This is a genomic window from Sphingomonas populi, assembly GCF_004208535.1.
Classification (GTDB): Bacteria; Pseudomonadota; Alphaproteobacteria; order Sphingomonadales; family Sphingomonadaceae; genus Sphingomonas; species Sphingomonas populi.
Genome location: NZ_SGIS01000035.1, coordinates 20,299 through 34,210, shown reverse-complemented (window position 1 = coordinate 34,210; position 13,912 = coordinate 20,299). Strand labels below are relative to the sequence as shown.

The 13,912-nt window shown below is 68.0% G+C and carries 18 protein-coding genes and 1 riboswitch; of the genes, 9 read left to right on the top strand and 9 right to left on the bottom strand.

What is annotated here, in order from left to right; genetic code table 11:
- Window positions 1-2: 2 nt before the first annotated feature.
- Window positions 3-839, bottom strand: coding sequence for an HpcH/HpaI aldolase/citrate lyase family protein (locus EWE75_RS18845; RefSeq protein ID WP_130159647.1), 837 nt, complete (start codon window positions 837-839; stop codon window positions 3-5).
- A 75-nt stretch (window positions 840-914) separates the two neighbouring features.
- On the opposite strand from EWE75_RS18845, the gene EWE75_RS18840 reads away from it, so the two are divergent.
- The 7 genes from EWE75_RS18840 (at window position 915) to EWE75_RS18810 (ending at window position 7,036) form a co-directional block, all read left to right on the top strand.
- Window positions 915-1,283: a ribonuclease HI gene (locus tag EWE75_RS18840; protein WP_130159646.1), complete on the top strand. Its 369-nt coding sequence runs from the start codon at window positions 915-917 to the stop codon at window positions 1,281-1,283.
- Window positions 1,280-1,894: a glutathione S-transferase N-terminal domain-containing protein gene (locus EWE75_RS18835; protein ID WP_130159645.1), complete on the top strand. Its 615-nt coding sequence runs from the start codon at window positions 1,280-1,282 to the stop codon at window positions 1,892-1,894. Before EWE75_RS18840 ends, EWE75_RS18835 begins: the two co-directional genes overlap by 4 nt.
- 70 nt (window positions 1,895-1,964) lie before the next feature.
- Window positions 1,965-2,417, top strand: a complete 453-nt coding sequence (locus tag EWE75_RS18830) for a MarR family transcriptional regulator (RefSeq protein WP_130159644.1) — start codon at window positions 1,965-1,967, stop codon at window positions 2,415-2,417.
- Window positions 2,414-4,459, top strand: a complete 2,046-nt coding sequence (locus EWE75_RS18825; protein ID WP_130159643.1) for an FUSC family protein — start codon at window positions 2,414-2,416, stop codon at window positions 4,457-4,459. The genes EWE75_RS18830 and EWE75_RS18825 overlap by 4 nt, the downstream gene beginning before the upstream one ends.
- Complete coding sequence (locus EWE75_RS18820) at window positions 4,456-4,671, top strand: DUF1656 domain-containing protein (RefSeq protein ID WP_130159642.1); 216 nt, start codon at window positions 4,456-4,458, stop codon at window positions 4,669-4,671. The genes EWE75_RS18825 and EWE75_RS18820 overlap by 4 nt, the downstream gene beginning before the upstream one ends.
- Window positions 4,668-5,606 carry an efflux RND transporter periplasmic adaptor subunit gene (locus EWE75_RS18815; protein WP_130159641.1) on the top strand — a complete coding sequence of 313 codons (939 nt, stop codon included), beginning with the start codon at window positions 4,668-4,670 and terminating at the stop codon, window positions 5,604-5,606. Before EWE75_RS18820 ends, EWE75_RS18815 begins: the two co-directional genes overlap by 4 nt.
- Window positions 5,603-7,036 carry an efflux transporter outer membrane subunit gene (locus EWE75_RS18810; RefSeq protein ID WP_206364813.1) on the top strand — a complete coding sequence of 478 codons (1,434 nt, stop codon included), beginning with the start codon at window positions 5,603-5,605 and terminating at the stop codon, window positions 7,034-7,036. The genes EWE75_RS18815 and EWE75_RS18810 overlap by 4 nt, the downstream gene beginning before the upstream one ends.
- A 33-nt stretch (window positions 7,037-7,069) precedes the next feature.
- Here the strand turns inward: EWE75_RS18810 and EWE75_RS18805 are convergent, their stop codons facing one another.
- The gene (locus tag EWE75_RS18805; RefSeq protein ID WP_130159640.1) at window positions 7,070-7,987 is read right to left on the bottom strand and encodes a homoserine O-succinyltransferase; all 918 of its coding nucleotides are present in this window, start codon (window positions 7,985-7,987) and stop codon (window positions 7,070-7,072) included.
- Between the two features lie 36 nt (window positions 7,988-8,023).
- Window positions 8,024-8,130: riboswitch (SAM-I-IV-variant riboswitch) on the bottom strand.
- Between the two features lie 59 nt (window positions 8,131-8,189).
- Here EWE75_RS18805 and trxC point away from each other — a divergent pair.
- The gene (gene trxC / locus EWE75_RS18800; protein WP_130159639.1) at window positions 8,190-8,624 is read left to right on the top strand and encodes a thioredoxin TrxC; all 435 of its coding nucleotides are present in this window, start codon (window positions 8,190-8,192) and stop codon (window positions 8,622-8,624) included.
- 129 nt (window positions 8,625-8,753) lie between these two features.
- Here trxC and EWE75_RS18795 read toward each other — a convergent pair whose 3' ends face one another.
- Together EWE75_RS18795 and EWE75_RS18790 are read right to left on the bottom strand one after the other, a co-directional pair.
- Window positions 8,754-9,356: a DUF938 domain-containing protein gene (locus EWE75_RS18795; RefSeq protein ID WP_130159638.1), complete on the bottom strand. Its 603-nt coding sequence runs from the start codon at window positions 9,354-9,356 to the stop codon at window positions 8,754-8,756.
- An 11-nt stretch (window positions 9,357-9,367) separates the two neighbouring features.
- Window positions 9,368-10,543, bottom strand: a complete 1,176-nt coding sequence (locus EWE75_RS18790; RefSeq protein ID WP_130159637.1) for a glycosyltransferase family 4 protein — start codon at window positions 10,541-10,543, stop codon at window positions 9,368-9,370.
- A gap of 110 nt (window positions 10,544-10,653) precedes the next feature.
- Between EWE75_RS18790 and EWE75_RS18785 the strand changes: the two genes are divergently transcribed.
- A complete protein-coding gene (locus EWE75_RS18785) occupies window positions 10,654-11,367 on the top strand; it encodes a glutathione S-transferase N-terminal domain-containing protein (RefSeq protein ID WP_130159636.1) in 714 nt (237 codons plus the stop codon).
- On the opposite strand, the gene EWE75_RS18780 is transcribed toward EWE75_RS18785, so the two are convergent.
- The 5 genes from EWE75_RS18780 to EWE75_RS18760 all read right to left on the bottom strand — a co-directional run bounded on the left by EWE75_RS18780 (window position 11,294) and on the right by EWE75_RS18760 (window position 13,883).
- Window positions 11,294-11,848, bottom strand: a complete 555-nt coding sequence (locus tag EWE75_RS18780; protein WP_231708447.1) for a GAF domain-containing protein — start codon at window positions 11,846-11,848, stop codon at window positions 11,294-11,296. The two genes, EWE75_RS18785 and EWE75_RS18780, sit on opposite strands and share 74 nt — an antisense overlap.
- 44 nt (window positions 11,849-11,892) lie before the next feature.
- The gene (locus EWE75_RS18775) at window positions 11,893-12,399 is read right to left on the bottom strand and encodes a GNAT family N-acetyltransferase (protein WP_130159635.1); all 507 of its coding nucleotides are present in this window, start codon (window positions 12,397-12,399) and stop codon (window positions 11,893-11,895) included.
- Entirely contained in the window at window positions 12,392-12,757 is a 366-nt protein-coding gene (locus tag EWE75_RS18770) for a VOC family protein (RefSeq protein WP_130159671.1), read from the bottom strand. The genes EWE75_RS18775 and EWE75_RS18770 overlap by 8 nt, the downstream gene beginning before the upstream one ends.
- Window positions 12,758-12,876: 119 nt before the next feature.
- Window positions 12,877-13,551, bottom strand: coding sequence for an orotidine-5'-phosphate decarboxylase (gene pyrF, locus EWE75_RS18765; RefSeq protein WP_130159634.1), 675 nt, complete (start codon window positions 13,549-13,551; stop codon window positions 12,877-12,879).
- The gene (locus EWE75_RS18760) at window positions 13,548-13,883 is read right to left on the bottom strand and encodes a lipopolysaccharide assembly protein LapA domain-containing protein (protein ID WP_130159633.1); all 336 of its coding nucleotides are present in this window, start codon (window positions 13,881-13,883) and stop codon (window positions 13,548-13,550) included. Before EWE75_RS18760 ends, pyrF begins: the two co-directional genes overlap by 4 nt.
- Window positions 13,884-13,912 lie beyond the last annotated feature (29 nt).

Below are 13,912 nucleotides of genomic sequence, written 5' to 3'. Positions count from 1 at the left end.
GGTCAGCGCCGTTCGATCGCGTCGGCCAGCGCGATCAGGCGGTTGGCGTCATCGACATGGAGTTGCTCGACCATCGCACCATCGATCCGCGCCACGCCAAGGCCCTGCGCGCGCGCGTCCGCCCATGCCGCGACCATCGCGCGGGCGCGCGCGATCTCCTCGGGCGTGGGGCCGAACACGCGGTTGGCGATGGCGATCGAATTGGGATGGACGAGCGATTTGCCGTCGAAGCCGAGGTCTACGCCTTGCCGACATGCCGCCTCGAACCCGTCGAGATCGTCGAGATCGAGATGAACCCCGTCGATCACCGCCAGCCCGTACGCGCGCGCGGCCAGCACCATCAGCGACAGCGCCGTTAGCAGCGGCGTGCGCGCTGGCGTGTGCCGCGCGTGCAGATCCTTGGTGAGATCGTTGGTGCCCGCCACGAACCCGGCGAGCCGATCCGATGCCGCGATCTCGGCGGCGCGCAGCACGCCGAGCGGCGTTTCGATCATGCACCAGATCGGATGCGGGTTGCGCGCCGCCGCGTCCGCCACGGCGGCGGGCGACTCGACCTTGGGCAGCAGCACGCCGTCGATCGGCAGTGCGCTCGCCAGCGCGAAATCCTCGGCGCAGTCCGGCCCGCTCATCCGCAGAATCAGTTCCCGATGCCCATAGCCACCCGCGCGGATCGCCTCCGCAATCCCCTCGCGCGCCCGCGCCTTGTTCTCGGGCGCGACCGCATCTTCCAGATCGAAGAGGATCGCGTCGCAATCGAGCGTTTTTGCCTTTTCGAGCGCGCGTGGCTTGTCGCCGGGGACGTAGAGCATCGAGCGGCGCGGGCGGATCGGCGTGGTCATGCCCGCGTTCGTGGCGGCAGGCGGCGTGCTTGGCAAGCCACTGGCTCAGCGGCGTTCCACGGGATAGGACGCGGCGTGGCACGAACACGGATCTTTTTCGACGGCGGTTGCCGGCCCAACCCCGGTCGCATCGAGATCGCCGTCGTCGCGCGCGGCGTGGTGACCATCGACCGCGATCTCGGCGACGGATCGAGCATGGATGCGGAATGGCACGCGCTGCTGCGCGCGGTGGCGGTGACGCGGTCGCTCGGCTTGGACGAGGCGGTGTTGCTGGGCGATTCGGTGGCGGTGGTGAACCAGGCCAATGCGGCGCTCGCCGGTCGCGTCCGCCCGGGCCACGCGACCGCATTCGTCGCGGCGGCGGCGGGGCTGACGCTGCGCGTGCGGCACATCAAGCGCACGCAGAACCTCGCCGGCATCGCGCTCGCCCGGCTGCATCCATGAGCGTGCTCTACAGCTTCCGCCGCTGCCCGTACGCGATGCGCGCGCGGATGGCGCTGATCGTAGCGGGCGTGCGCTGCGAAATCCGTGAGGTGGTGTTGCGCGACAAGCCCGCCGAACTGATCGCCGTCTCCTCCAAGGCGACCGTGCCGGTGCTGGTGGAAGACGACGGAACGGTGATCGACCAGAGCCTGGATATCCTGCGCTGGGCGCTCGCCCGCCACGACCCGGAGGACTGGCTTGCGGGCGACGACGCCGCGCTGATCGCGGCCAACGACGGCGCGTTCAAACATCATCTCGACCGTTACAAATATCCCGACCGGCACGCCGGCGATCCGCAGGAACACCGTGCGGCCGCGCTGGCGCTACTTGCACCGCTCGAGGCGCGGCTCTCGGGGCGCGCTGATCTGTGCCGCGACGGGCGGTCGCTGGTCGACGTCGCGATCTTCCCGTTCGTGCGCCAGTTCGCCGCTGTCGATCCCGAGTGGTTCGCGGCGCAGCCGGTGGCACGGGTGCGGACGTGGCTCGCGCGCCATTGCGACTCGGCCCTCTTCGAACAGGCGATGGTGAAACGCCCGCGCTGGCGGGCAGGGGACGTACCGTCCTTGTTATAAATCGGCCGATCGCACGCAGGCCTCTTCTCGACGCTTGTAAAATCGGCTCGGAATATTAATTAGCAGCCTAATGGTTGCGAACAGAACTTCTCTCGAGGCGCAGATCGCCGGGCGGCTGCTACCGCTCGCGCGCGTCTGGCGGAAACTGGCGGATGAGGCGCTGGAAGGGCAGGGCCTTTCGGCGGCGACCGCCTGGGTGCTCACGCATCTCGGGCGCATCGGCCCCGACGTGCGGCTCACCGATCTCGCCGAGGCGACCGAGATCGCCGCGCCATCGCTGGTGCGGCTGCTCGATCAACTCGTCGAACAGGGCCTCGTCACGCGCACGCTCGACGACCAGGATCGTCGCAGCAAAAAGCTCGCGCTCACCGCGCGCGCCCGCCCCATCGTCGCGGAAAGCGAACGCTCGCTCGCCGCCCTGCGTCATCGCATCCTCGGCGAGTTCGATGACGCTACGCTCGCCGCCACCGCCGCCGTGCTCGACCGTATGAGCGCCGCCGCCAGTGCCGCGAGCGCGAAATGAAAGATCGCTACGGTCTCGATATCGCACTGTTTTCGCTCAAGAGCTTCATCGCGGCGATGCTCGCCTACTATATCGCCCTGAAGATCGGCCTGACGCACCCCTATTGGGCGGTCAGCACGTCGTACATCGTCGCGCAGCCGCTCGCCGGCGCGGTCATTTCGAAGGCGGTGTTCCGGCTGATCGGCACGGTGCTCGGCGCGGCGGCGGCGGTGGTGCTGGTGCCCAACCTCGTCAATGCGCCCGAACTGCTGTCGCTCGCGCTCGCACTCTGGCTGGGGCTGTGCCTGTTCATTTCGTTGCAGGATCGCACGCCGCGCAGCTACGTGTTCCTGCTTGCGGGATATACGGCCTCGATCATCGGCTTCCCGAGCGTCGCCGCGCCCGGCCAGATCTTTCAGACCTCGGTGCTGCGGGTCGAGGAAATCTCGCTCGGTATCCTGTGCGGTAGCCTCGTCCACGCGCTCGTCTTCCCGCAGAGCGTGGCGGGGCGGTTGCTCGCACGAGTCGATGCGATCGTCGCCGATGTCGAACGCTGGTCGCGCGACGCGCTCACCGGCGCGCCGAACGAGAGGGTGCTGCGCGAACGCCGCCGGCTCGCGCTCGACGTCAACGAGCTTCACCAGCTTTCCACCCACCTTCCGTTCGATACCGCGCGCTTCCTGCCGCGTGTTCGCACCGTGCGCGCGTTGCAGGACCAGCTTTCGTTGCTGCTGCCGCTCGCCAGCGCGGTGGAGGACCGGATCGTCGAATTGCAGGCGCACGGCGGCGTGCCGGAGCGGCTCGTCGCGCTGATCGATCGCGCGTGCGGTTGGCTCGCCGTGCCCGCCACCTCGTTCGTCGAGCGGGCAACCTTCGTCGAGGCGCTTGTCGCCGAGATCCGGGCGGAGGAACCGGCGGTGACGGCACCGCTCGTCTGGCGCGATGCGCTGATCCTCAGCCTCGCGTCGCGGCTCGCCGATCTCGTCCAGTCGCACCGTGCGGTGCGTGACCTGCGCGACCAGATCCGCTCGCCAAGCCGCGCCGCGATCACCCCCGTCGTTCGCGAGGCGCTCCGCAGCGCTTCAAAACGTACCTTCCACCGTGACCGTCTGGTCGCCCTGCGCGCCGCGTTTGGCACGATCGCGACGATGGTGCTCGGCTGCGCCTTCTGGATCTATTCGGGCTGGCCCGACGGCGCGGGCGCGGTGCTGATCGCCGGCGTGTGCTGCGCGCTGTTCGGCAACAGCGATGATCCCGCCCCGGCGATCCGCACGTTCCTGTGGGGGTCTATCATCGGCGTGGTGATCGCCGCCATCTACCTTTTCGCGATCCTGCCCGGCGTGACCGACTACGTCACCGTCGCCGCCGTGCTCGCGCCGATGTTCCTGCTGTTGGGTGCGTTCCTCGCGATACCGAAATATACGTTGGTCTCGCTCGGCGTGGTGCTCGGCCTGGCCAACCTGATCGGTCTCAATGCCAATTATGTGGGTGATTTCGCGGCGTTCACCAACGGGGCGATCGCGCAGCTCGTCGGTACGGCGTTCGCGGTGGTGACGGTCGGCCTGTTCCAGACCGTCGGCGCCGAACGGAGCAGCGCGCGACTGATCCGGGCGGGCTGGCGCGATCTCGCGCGGCGGAGCCTGTTGCCCGGCGAACCCGACGAGATCGGCTGGGTCAGCAAGATGCTCGACCGGATCGGGTTGCTCGCGCCGCGTCTGGTCGCGCGTGGGCAAGACCCCGGGCGGCCGCTGTTCGACGTGCTGGTCGATCTGCGCGTTGGTGTTTCGGTGGCGGGGCTGCGGCGGGTGAAGCTCGCGGCGAGCGATTTCGGGCGCAGCATCGTCGATCCGGTACTGGCGCGGGTGAGCGAACATTACCGCGCGCGCTCGCTCGATCAGCCGGCGATCCATGATCCGGACCTGCTCGCCGCGATCGACACCGCGATGACCGCCTTCGCCGCCGATCCGCAGCCCGACGAGCGCCGCAACGCTTTGCTCGCGCTCACCAGCCTGCGCCGCAACCTGTTCCCTGCCGCGCCGGGCTATGCGGAGGCAGCGGCATGACCGGCGAGGTGAGCCTGTTCGGCGTGTACGTGCCGGGCCTGCTGCTGCTCGCGGTGGCGGCGGCGGTGCTGGCGGCACTGGTTTCGCGGCTGTTCGCGCTGATCGGCCTGTACCGCATCTTCGCCTATCGCCCTTTGGTCGATGTGGCGGTGTATATCCTCATCCTCGGCGGGCTGGTGCTCGCCTTCGCGCCTCCGGGAGTTGCGCTGTGAATCGTTGGACTCGGTATCTTGCCCCCGCAGGTCGCTTCACGGCGACGCTGGTGCTCGTCCTCATCGCGCTGATCGTCGCACTGTGGCTATGGCGCCGCTACGAGGTCGATCCGTGGACGCGCGACGGGCGTGTGCGGGCTGATGTGGTGCGCGTCACCCCCGATGTCGGCGGGTTGATAACCACGGTGGCGGTGCGCGATAATCAGATCGTCCACACCGGCGACCTGCTGTTCGTGGTGGACCGGCCACGCTACGCGCTCGCGCTCGAACAGGCGCAGGCGGCAATCGCCAGCGCGCGCGCGACGCTGGCGCAGAACCGGCGCGAGGCGGCCCGTGATCTCGCGCTCGGCGATCTCGTCGCGGCGGAGGCGCATGAACAGAACGTCGCCCGCGTCGCCACAGCACAGGCCGCACTCGCCCAGGCCGAGGCGCAGGCGGATACCGCGCGCCTCAACCTCGCCCGAACGCAGGTCCGCGCCAGCGTCAACGGCACGATCACCAATCTCGATCTTCACCCCGGCGATTACGTTGCCGCCGGCCAGCAGGCGCTGGCGCTGGTCGATGCCGATTCGCTGCGGATCGAGGCGTATTTTGAGGAAACCAAGCTCGGTAACGTCCGCCCCGGCGCGGTCGCCAAGGTGCGGCTGATGGGTGACCCGCGCGTGCTGACCGGCCATGTCGAGAGCATCGCCGCCGGCATCAGCGATAGCGAGCGCACCAACACCGGCAATTTGCTGCCCAACGTCAACGCGACCTTCTCCTGGGTGCGGCTCGCGCAACGCATTCCGGTGCGCGTCAGGATCGACTCGGTGCCCGCTGATCTGCGGCTGATCTCGGGCCGCACCGCGACGGTGACGCTTGAGCCGCCCGCGCCGCAGCCGATTGTGGTGAGGCCGCGTCCGACCCCGATACCAACGCCGAGCGCGACGCGATGAAGCCGCGTATCGTTGCGATTGCCGCGCTGGCGGCGGCGCTATCGGCCTGCACCGCCGGGCCGGACTATCACCTACCCGAAAGCGCCACCGCGAGATCGCCCGCCGCCAACGGCGCATTTCTCGGCGCGAAGGACAAGGCGTTCGCGGCGGTGCCGCTGCCGGATCACTGGTGGCGGCTCTATGACGACGCGCTGCTCGACAGTCTCGTCACCGAGGGCCTCGCCGCCAACACCGATCTGCGTGCCGCCGATGCGAACCTGCGCGCCGCCAGCGCGATCGTGCGCGAGGCGGAGTCTGAGCGTACCATCCAGACCGGGCTTTCGGGCGGGGCGGCGCTGTCCCGGCCCAATGGCACCGGCGGCAGCCTGCCGGGGCGGGTCGGTTATGATCTCGGCGGCAGCCTGTCCTATCCGCTCGATCTCGCCGGCCGCATCCGCCGTTCGATCGAAGCGGCGCGCGCCGATGCCGAGGCGAGCGAAGCCGCGCGCGACGAGGTTCGCGTCACGGTCGCGGCGGCGGTGACGCGCGCCTATGCGGCAACCTGTACCGCCAACGTCCGCATCGCCGCCGCCAACCGTGTGATCGGCATTCAACAGCAGACCTTCACCGCGACGCGACGGCTTCAGCGCGGCGGGCGCAATACAGCCTTTGACGTGACGCGCGCGCAGACCGCCGTCGAGCAGAGCCAGGCGCAATTGCCGGCTTTGGTCGCGGCGCGGCAAGCCTCGCTGTTCGAACTCGCCGCCTTGCTCGGTCGCGCACCCGCCGACTATCCGCGCGCGGCGGAACACTGCCAGATGCTGCCGCTCGTCCGCACCCCGATACCTGTTGGCGACGGCGCCGCGCTGATCCGCCGACGCCCCGATATCCGTCGCGCCGAACGCACGCTCGCGGCGGCGACCGCGCAGATCGGCGTCGTCACTGCGAACCTCTATCCGCAAGTCACGCTCGGCGGGTCGGCAGGGTTCACCGGGCCGCTTTCGCCGCTTGGCGTCGGCACCGCGTTCCATCTGTCGCTCGGCCCGTTGATAAGCTGGACCTTCCCCAACCGCACCCTCGTCCGCGCGCAGATCGCGGTGGCGGGCGCGCAGGCCGATGCGGCGCTCGCGACCTTCGACGGCACCGTGCTGGAGGGGTTGCGCCAGACCGAAACCGCGTTGTCCGCGTATGCGCGCACCCGCGATCAGGTCGCCGACCTCACCCGCGCCCGCGACAGCGCCGCGCGCGCCGTATCGCAAGCCAACCGGCTCACCCGCTTCGGCCGCGGCACGTTCCTCGATACGCTGAGCGCCCAGGCGACGCTGGCCAGCGCCGAAGCTTCGCTGGCGAGCGCGCAGGCGGCGCTGGTCGATGCCGAGGTGAGCCTGTTCCTCGCCCTAGGCGGCGGCTGGACGGCGGATACGGCGGAGCCTGTATCCACGGCAAAGTAGGCCGCCGCTTTCCGATCGCGGCTGGCCTGCCTCCTAAGCCGCCTTTGCCACCGGGCTGATCGCGGCCAGTTCGAACGGTGTGGACTGGTAGATTTCGTTGATCCAGTTGCCGAACAGCAGATGTGCGTGGCTGCGCCACGTATTCACGGGTGGGCGGGCTGGGTCGTCGTTCGGGAAGTAATGCGCGGGCACCGTCCCCTGATCGCGCGCATATTCATCGGCGAGCGTAGTGGTGTCATATTCGAGGTGGTTGAACATATAGAGCCGCCGCCATGCCGGGTCTTCGAGCAGACACGGCCCGGTCTCGTCGCTGTCGGCGAGGATACGTAGCGCGGGCGCACGCAGCACGTCCTCGCGCCGCACTTCGGTCCAACGTGAAACCGGCACCGCGAAATCGTCCGAGAAACCGCGCAGATAGGGGGAGGCGGGGGCGAGGTTGCGGTGCGGGAACACGCCGCTCGCCTTGGTCTCCAGCGGATGCTTGCCGATGCCGTGGAAATAATAGGCCGCCGCCTGCGCCGCCCAGCAAATCGTCAGGCAGCTATGGACGTGGCTTTGCGTCCAGTCGAAAATCTGGCGCATCTCGCCCCAATAGCGCACGTCCTCGAACGGCAGTTTTTCGACCGGCGCGCCGGTGATGATGAAGCCATCGAACCTTTCGTCGCGCACATCCGACCACGGGCGATAGAACGCGGCCATGTGATCGGCGGAAGTGTTGCGCGCGACATGATCGCTCATCCGCACCAACGTCAGCTCGATCTGGAGCGGGGAGGCGCCGATCAGCCGGGCGAGTTGCGTCTCGGTACTGATCTTGTTGGGCATCAGGTTGAGCAGCCCGATCCGAAGCGGACGGATGTCCTGCCGCGCGGCTTCGGTTTCGCGCATCACGGTGATGCCCTCGGCTTCCAGCGTGCGGGTGGCGGGCAAATCGTCGGGGATCTTGATCGGCACGGGCGTTCGGTCCTTTGACGGAGCGGACGCTTGTGGCTGGGTCCGTTTGGTTGCCGGATCGGCCACATCCTTCCTGATGGAAGTGCCACCTTGCCCGGAAGGCAGGTTGGCGTCGGGCGTCGCCCCAACTCTTGATGTGATAGTGGCTTTACGAAATCGCGCGGTGCTTGGCAATCCACCTATGAGGCTTACATCTGCGCTTATGAGTGAAAGCAAGATCGTCATCTGCCCTGCCTGCGCTAGCGCCAACCGCGTGCCGGTCGAAAAGCTTGGCGCGGGCGGCACCTGCGGACGCTGCCACGCAGCCTTGTTCCAGGCCGCGCCGCTGACGCTGACCGCCGCGAATTTCGACGCGCATGCGGGCAGGGGTGACCTGCCGCTACTGGTCGACTTCTGGGCCGAATGGTGCGGGCCGTGCCGCCAGATGGCGCCGGCCTTCGCGGCCGCCGCGCGCGAGCTTGAGCCGAGGATGCGGCTCGGCAAGCTCGACACCGAGGCGGAAAGCGCGATTGCGGCGCGCTACGCGATCCGCTCGATCCCGACGATGATCCTGGTCAAAGGCGGCCGCGAGGTTGGGCGACAGTCGGGCGCGATGCCGGCGAGCGCGATCGTGGGGTGGGCGCGGGGGCTGGCGTAGTCTGATTCCCCAACCGTTCGTGTCGAGCGAAGTCGAGACACATGGCGCGGCGTTCGCGGCACATCCCTCGACTTCGCTCGGGACGAACGGTTGGGGACGGTACTGCCGGAACGGTCTGGCTGGGCTAGCTCACCGCCGCACGAACACCACCGCGAGGTTGTTGGCCGGCATGTCCACCACGCGGTCCAAACTCAGCCCGAGCGTGTCCGCCGCCGCCGCCACGGCGTCGAGATCGCGAATGCCCCATTCGGGATTGCGCGCGCTAAGGTCCGCGTCGAACGCGATGTTGCTCGCGGCCATGGGTTCCGCGCCGCGCCGGTAGGGTCCGTACAGGAACAGCGGCCCGCCCGGCAGCAACAGCCGCGACGCGCCAGCGAGCAGCCCAAGCGTCGCCGCCCACGGGCTGATATGGACCATGTTGATCGCGAGAACCGCATCCGCCGCCGGGACCGGCCAATCGTGCGTGGAGGCATCCACGTCCAGCGGCGGCAGGATGTTCGTCGGCCGCTCCGCCGCCAGCCACGCCGCGATCGAAGCGCGCGCCGCCTCCGAAGGGTCGCTTGGCTGCCAGATCAGTCCCGGCAGCGCCGCAGCGAAATGCACGATATGCTCGCCCGATCCGCTCGCGATCTCCAGCACGGTGCCGCGCCTGGGCAGCACCGACTTCAAAATGTCGAGGATCGGATCGCGGTTGCGAAGCGCGGCCGGGCTGCTCAAGCGGGCGTCGGTCATCGGTGCATCGCTCAGCAAGGCGCCGGCGCGGGTTCCGCCGAACGCGTCCGCTCGATCACGCGCAGATAGGTGTCGAGCACGACCTGGTTGATCCGCTCCCACTTATACTTGGCGGCCTCGGCAACCCCGGCACGCCCGGCGCCGAGCCGGAACGCTTCGTCCTCGCAGAACCGTTGCAGCGCGTCGGCATAGCCGGCGATGTCGGTCGGCGGGACGATCAGCCCGGTCACGCCTTCCTCCAGTAGCCCGACCGCGCCGCTCGCGCGCGCTGCCACCACAGGCACGCCCGCCGCCATCGCCTCCAGCGTGACGTTGCCGAAGGTCTCGGTCACGCTCGGGTTGAAGAACACGTCCATCGATGCGACCGCGCGGCCGAGATCGTCGCCGGTCACGAACCCGGCGAACACCGCGTCGGGGATTTCCTTGGCGAACCAGTCGCGCGCCGGGCCTTCGCCGACCACCAGCGTCCGGTGCCGCACGCCGCGCGCATCGAGCGCGTGCATTGCTCGCGCGAACACGTCGAGCCCCTTTTCCTTCACCAGCCGCCCGAGGAAGCCGACCGCGATCTCGTCGTCGCCGATGCCGAGCGAGCGCCGCCATTCGAGGCTGCGGCGCGACGGGTTGAAGCGATCGTGGTTCACCCCGCGCGACCAGCGCGTCACGGGCGTCGTCACGCCCCATTCGCGCAGGATTTCGCCCATCATCTGGCTTGGCGCGAGCACCTCGTCGACGCCCTGGTAGAATTTGCGCTGCACCTTGACGATCAGCGGCGCGACGAAGCCGATGCCGTAATATTGCACATAGGTCTCGAACCGCGTGTGGTACGAAGCGACCACCGGGATATTCTTTTCACGCGCGTAGCGAACGGCCGAATGGTTGAGGAAATCCGGCGCCGAGACATGGACGAGATTGGGCGCGAACGCATCGAGATCGGCGCGCACCCGCGCATCGATTGCCAGCCCCAGCTTGTACTCGGCCCGCCCGCCCGGCATCTTGACCGAGCGTGTGCCGACGAGATCGCCGACCGGCGGGAAGGCTGGCCGGCGGCTGACCGGCGAATAGACGCGCACCGCCGCGCCCTGTTTGAGCAAATAGCCGACGAGCAGGTTCAGCGTCTGGTTGGCGCCATCCCTGGTGTAATTGTAATTGCCACTGAAGAGGGCAACGCGGAGGTCTGTCGCCTGCATCGACGCGCCATAGCCGCGCGCTGACGGCTTGGAAACAGACGGTTTCGCGGTAGCCGAGGTGTGGTGCGGCGCGACACGCCCTATATCCGCGGGGCAAAGGAGATTCACCGATGTCTACCGAAACGCCGCTCTCCGATTTCCCGATCACCACGCGCTGGCCGGCGCGGCACTCAGACCGGCTGCAACTCTATTCGCTGCCGACGCCCAATGGCGTCAAAGTGGCGATCATGCTGGAAGAATGCGAGCTTCCGTATGAGGCGCACGGGATCGATTTCGGCGCGGACGACCAGCATTCGGCGGCGTTCGAATCGCTCAATCCCAACGGCAAGATCCCCGCAATCCTCGATCCCGACGGTCCCGGCGGCAAACCGATGGCGCTGTTCGAGAGCGGCGCGATCCTGTTGTACCTCGCCGAGAAGACCGGCAAGTTTCTGCCAGCCGATCCGGTGCTGCGCTATCAGACGATCCAGTGGCTGATGTTTCAGATGGGCGGCGTCGGGCCGATGTTCGGGCAGGTCGGCTATTTCGTGAAATTCGCCGGCAAGGACATCGAGGACAAGCGCCCGCGCGACCGGTACGTTGCCGAGGCGAAGCGGTTGCTTGGCGTGATGGACCGGGTGCTGGATGGGCGCGCATGGTTCATGGGCGACGACTATACGATCGCCGATATTGCGACGCTCGGCTGGGTGCGCGGGCTGGTCAATTTCTACGAAGCGGGCGATCTCGTCGAGTTCGATCGCTTCGCCAACGTCAAGGCGTGGCTTGATCGCGGGCTGGCACGGCCGGCGGTGCAGCGCGGTTTGCTGATCCCGGCGCGGCCGTAGTCCCGGAGTCGATCCGCACGCTCAGGATGGTGGCGACCTGCTCGGCGAAGGCGCGCAGCGTTGCCACCATCTCCGCCGAACTGAGCGCGCGTGGGGCTGGATCGATCGCGCACAACGTGCCGAAGAAGCTGCCGTCGGCGAGAAGTATCGGGATCGAGACATAGCTCTCGAAACCGTAGAGCGCCGGCGTATGGTGCGTGCGCCACGCCGGTTCAGCGGCGACGTGATCGATCACGACGAGCTTGCCGTTTTCGCGGATCTCGTCGCAAATCGTCGATTTCAAATCGAGTTCGTCGCCCGGCTCCAGTCCGAAGTCGATCTTGTCGGCCACCTGGCACGCGATCCAGCGCTGCTCGGTGACGCGCGCGACCGCAGCGAAACCCATGCCGGTGCGCTCACAGACAGCGCTCAGGATCGCGCGGATTTCCGCGACGTCGCCGAGAAATGCGGTGTCGCGCGCGAGTTTGTCGATAGCCGTCACGGGTCGACGATAGCCGATCAGCGGAGCCTGGCAAATGGCCTGCGCTACAGCGGCTTCGCCAGCACCGTCATGAACAGCGGCGGCTCCACGACGATCGGGAAATCGCGGCGCTCGCCGGTTCGCGCATAGCCGCGACGTTCGTAATAGGCGATCAACTCGGCGCGGTTCTCGATGACGGTCATCTCGATGCGGTGCGCCGCGAACGTGTCGCGGGCGGCGCTCTCGGCGGCGGCGATCAACTGCCGGCCGAGACCGGCGGCTTGCAGGCGCGGTTCGATGCACAGCAATCCGAGATAGGCGGTGCCGCTGCCGTGATCGCTCACCTGTACGCAACCGATCGGTGCGTCGCCATCGAACGCGACCAGCAATCGCGTGGCGGGATCGGCGACGATCGCCGCCAGTGTCGGCAGGTCGGTGCGCTCGCCATCGAGCAAATCGGCCTCGTGAGTCCAGCCGGCGCGCGCCGCATCGCCGCGATAGGCGCGTTCGATGACCGGGTGGAGGCGGGGCAGGTCGGTGGCGACAGCGGTACGGATGACGGGATCAGCCATCGTCACGATCCTTCCCGCTCTCCGAAGCCTGCCACAGCACGCCCGCCGGATCGAACAGGAAGCCGACGCGCAGGCCCCATTGCTGCGCCCGGGGCGGGCGTGGCGGTTGCACGTTGAACCGTTCGACCAGCCCCTCGGTGCGACGCCACCACTCGTCGAGGTCGCGCACGAAAAGCTGGAGCATCAGGTTCTCGGCCCAGTCCTTCACGTACAGGTTCTGAAGCAGGAAGCCGGCACCTTCGTAGTCGAAGATGGCAAGGTCCGCATCCTGATAGCCGATCTCGAAGCCGAGCGCCTCGTAGAAGGCTTTCGATGCGGCGAAATCGCTGGCGGGCAGAAAGGGGCGGATCAGGGCCATCATTCGGTCTCCATTGGCGCCGCGGGCGAAGCCCGCGTCGTCGGTCGGCGCTGTAGCGCCGCCGGCCGGACGCGCCTGGTTCGGCTGGCCGCAGCTTCGCTGCGGCTTCGCCCGGCGCGTCACAGCGTCGCGCTGATCGCCCGTGCGGCTGCATCTGGATCGCTCGCGGCGGTGATCGGGCGACCGATCACCAGGATCGACGCGCCCGCATCGAGCGCGGCGCGGGGCGTCACGACGCGCTTCTGGTCGCCGATCTCGCCATCGGCCGGGCGAACGCCCGGCACGACGAAGAAGCCTTTTGGCCAAAGCTTGTGCGCCGCCGCGACTTCCTCGCCCGAGCAGACGATGCCATCGACGCCGGATTCGCGCGCCAGGTCGGTCAGCCGCAGCACCTGTTCGTGCGGTGCATTCGCGCAGCCGATCGTCTTGAGATCGTTCGCATCGAGACTGGTCAGCGTCGTCACCGCGACGACCTTGGTGCCGAGCGGCGCGGCGGCCTTGGCATCCTCCAGCATTGCGCGGCCACCCGAGGCGTGGACGGTCAGGATCGCGGGATCGAGCCCGCGCAGCGCCTGGATCGCCTTGGCGACGGTGTTGGGGATGTCGTGCAGCTTGAGATCGAGAAAGATCGGCAGGCCGAGCTCGTGCATCTCGGTCACGCCATGCCGGCCGTTCGCCATGAAGAACTCAAGCCCCAGCTTGATGCCGCCGACATGATGGCGGACGCGCTGGGCGATCGCGCGCGCGCGGACCATGTCGGGTGTATCGAGCGCGACGAAGATGCGGTTGGTCATATGCGGGTTTCCGGCGCGACGGACTCGGCGGGGATCGCGAGCGGCGGCGTCTCGACGATGACGGCGGCGGGCGTAGCGATCACCTCGCGCAGCGTCGCGATCGTGCGTTCAGCGGTGGCGAGGCGGCTGCGCATCCGCCAGCGCGCGGCATGGTACACGCCGAGCATCGGCAGCAGGCCGACGAGGAAGGTGATGAGCAGCAGCAGCGGCAGGTTGATCTCGGCGATCAGCCCGCCCCACAAATTGACCGGCACCGTCGTCCAGTTGTTGCGCGTGAACATTGCCGCGACGAACGCGAGGAGGCACCAGAACAGTGTTTTGAGGAACTGCATGCGTAACGGTTAAACCGCTTTGGCGCGCT

Excerpts from the sequence above, each read along its gene's own strand:
- EWE75_RS18845 (WP_130159647.1), bottom strand. The coding sequence starts at position 839 with ATGACCACGCCGATCCGCCCGCGCCGCTCGATGCTCTACGTCCCCGGC.
- EWE75_RS18835 (WP_130159645.1), top strand. The coding sequence starts at position 1,280 with ATGAGCGTGCTCTACAGCTTCCGCCGCTGCCCGTACGCGATGCGCGCG.
- EWE75_RS18830 (WP_130159644.1), top strand. The coding sequence starts at position 1,965 with ATGGTTGCGAACAGAACTTCTCTCGAGGCGCAGATCGCCGGGCGGCTG.
- EWE75_RS18825 (WP_130159643.1), top strand. The coding sequence starts at position 2,414 with ATGAAAGATCGCTACGGTCTCGATATCGCACTGTTTTCGCTCAAGAGC.
- EWE75_RS18820 (WP_130159642.1), top strand. The coding sequence starts at position 4,456 with ATGACCGGCGAGGTGAGCCTGTTCGGCGTGTACGTGCCGGGCCTGCTG.
- EWE75_RS18810 (WP_206364813.1), top strand. The coding sequence starts at position 5,603 with ATGAAGCCGCGTATCGTTGCGATTGCCGCGCTGGCGGCGGCGCTATCG.
- trxC (WP_130159639.1), top strand. The coding sequence starts at position 8,190 with ATGAGTGAAAGCAAGATCGTCATCTGCCCTGCCTGCGCTAGCGCCAAC.
- EWE75_RS18795 (WP_130159638.1), bottom strand. The coding sequence starts at position 9,356 with ATGACCGACGCCCGCTTGAGCAGCCCGGCCGCGCTTCGCAACCGCGAT.
- EWE75_RS18790 (WP_130159637.1), bottom strand. The coding sequence starts at position 10,543 with ATGCAGGCGACAGACCTCCGCGTTGCCCTCTTCAGTGGCAATTACAAT.
- EWE75_RS18785 (WP_130159636.1), top strand. The coding sequence starts at position 10,654 with ATGTCTACCGAAACGCCGCTCTCCGATTTCCCGATCACCACGCGCTGG.
- EWE75_RS18775 (WP_130159635.1), bottom strand. The coding sequence starts at position 12,399 with ATGGCTGATCCCGTCATCCGTACCGCTGTCGCCACCGACCTGCCCCGC.
- EWE75_RS18770 (WP_130159671.1), bottom strand. The coding sequence starts at position 12,757 with ATGGCCCTGATCCGCCCCTTTCTGCCCGCCAGCGATTTCGCCGCATCG.
- pyrF (WP_130159634.1), bottom strand. The coding sequence starts at position 13,551 with ATGACCAACCGCATCTTCGTCGCGCTCGATACACCCGACATGGTCCGC.
- EWE75_RS18760 (WP_130159633.1), bottom strand. The coding sequence starts at position 13,883 with ATGCAGTTCCTCAAAACACTGTTCTGGTGCCTCCTCGCGTTCGTCGCG.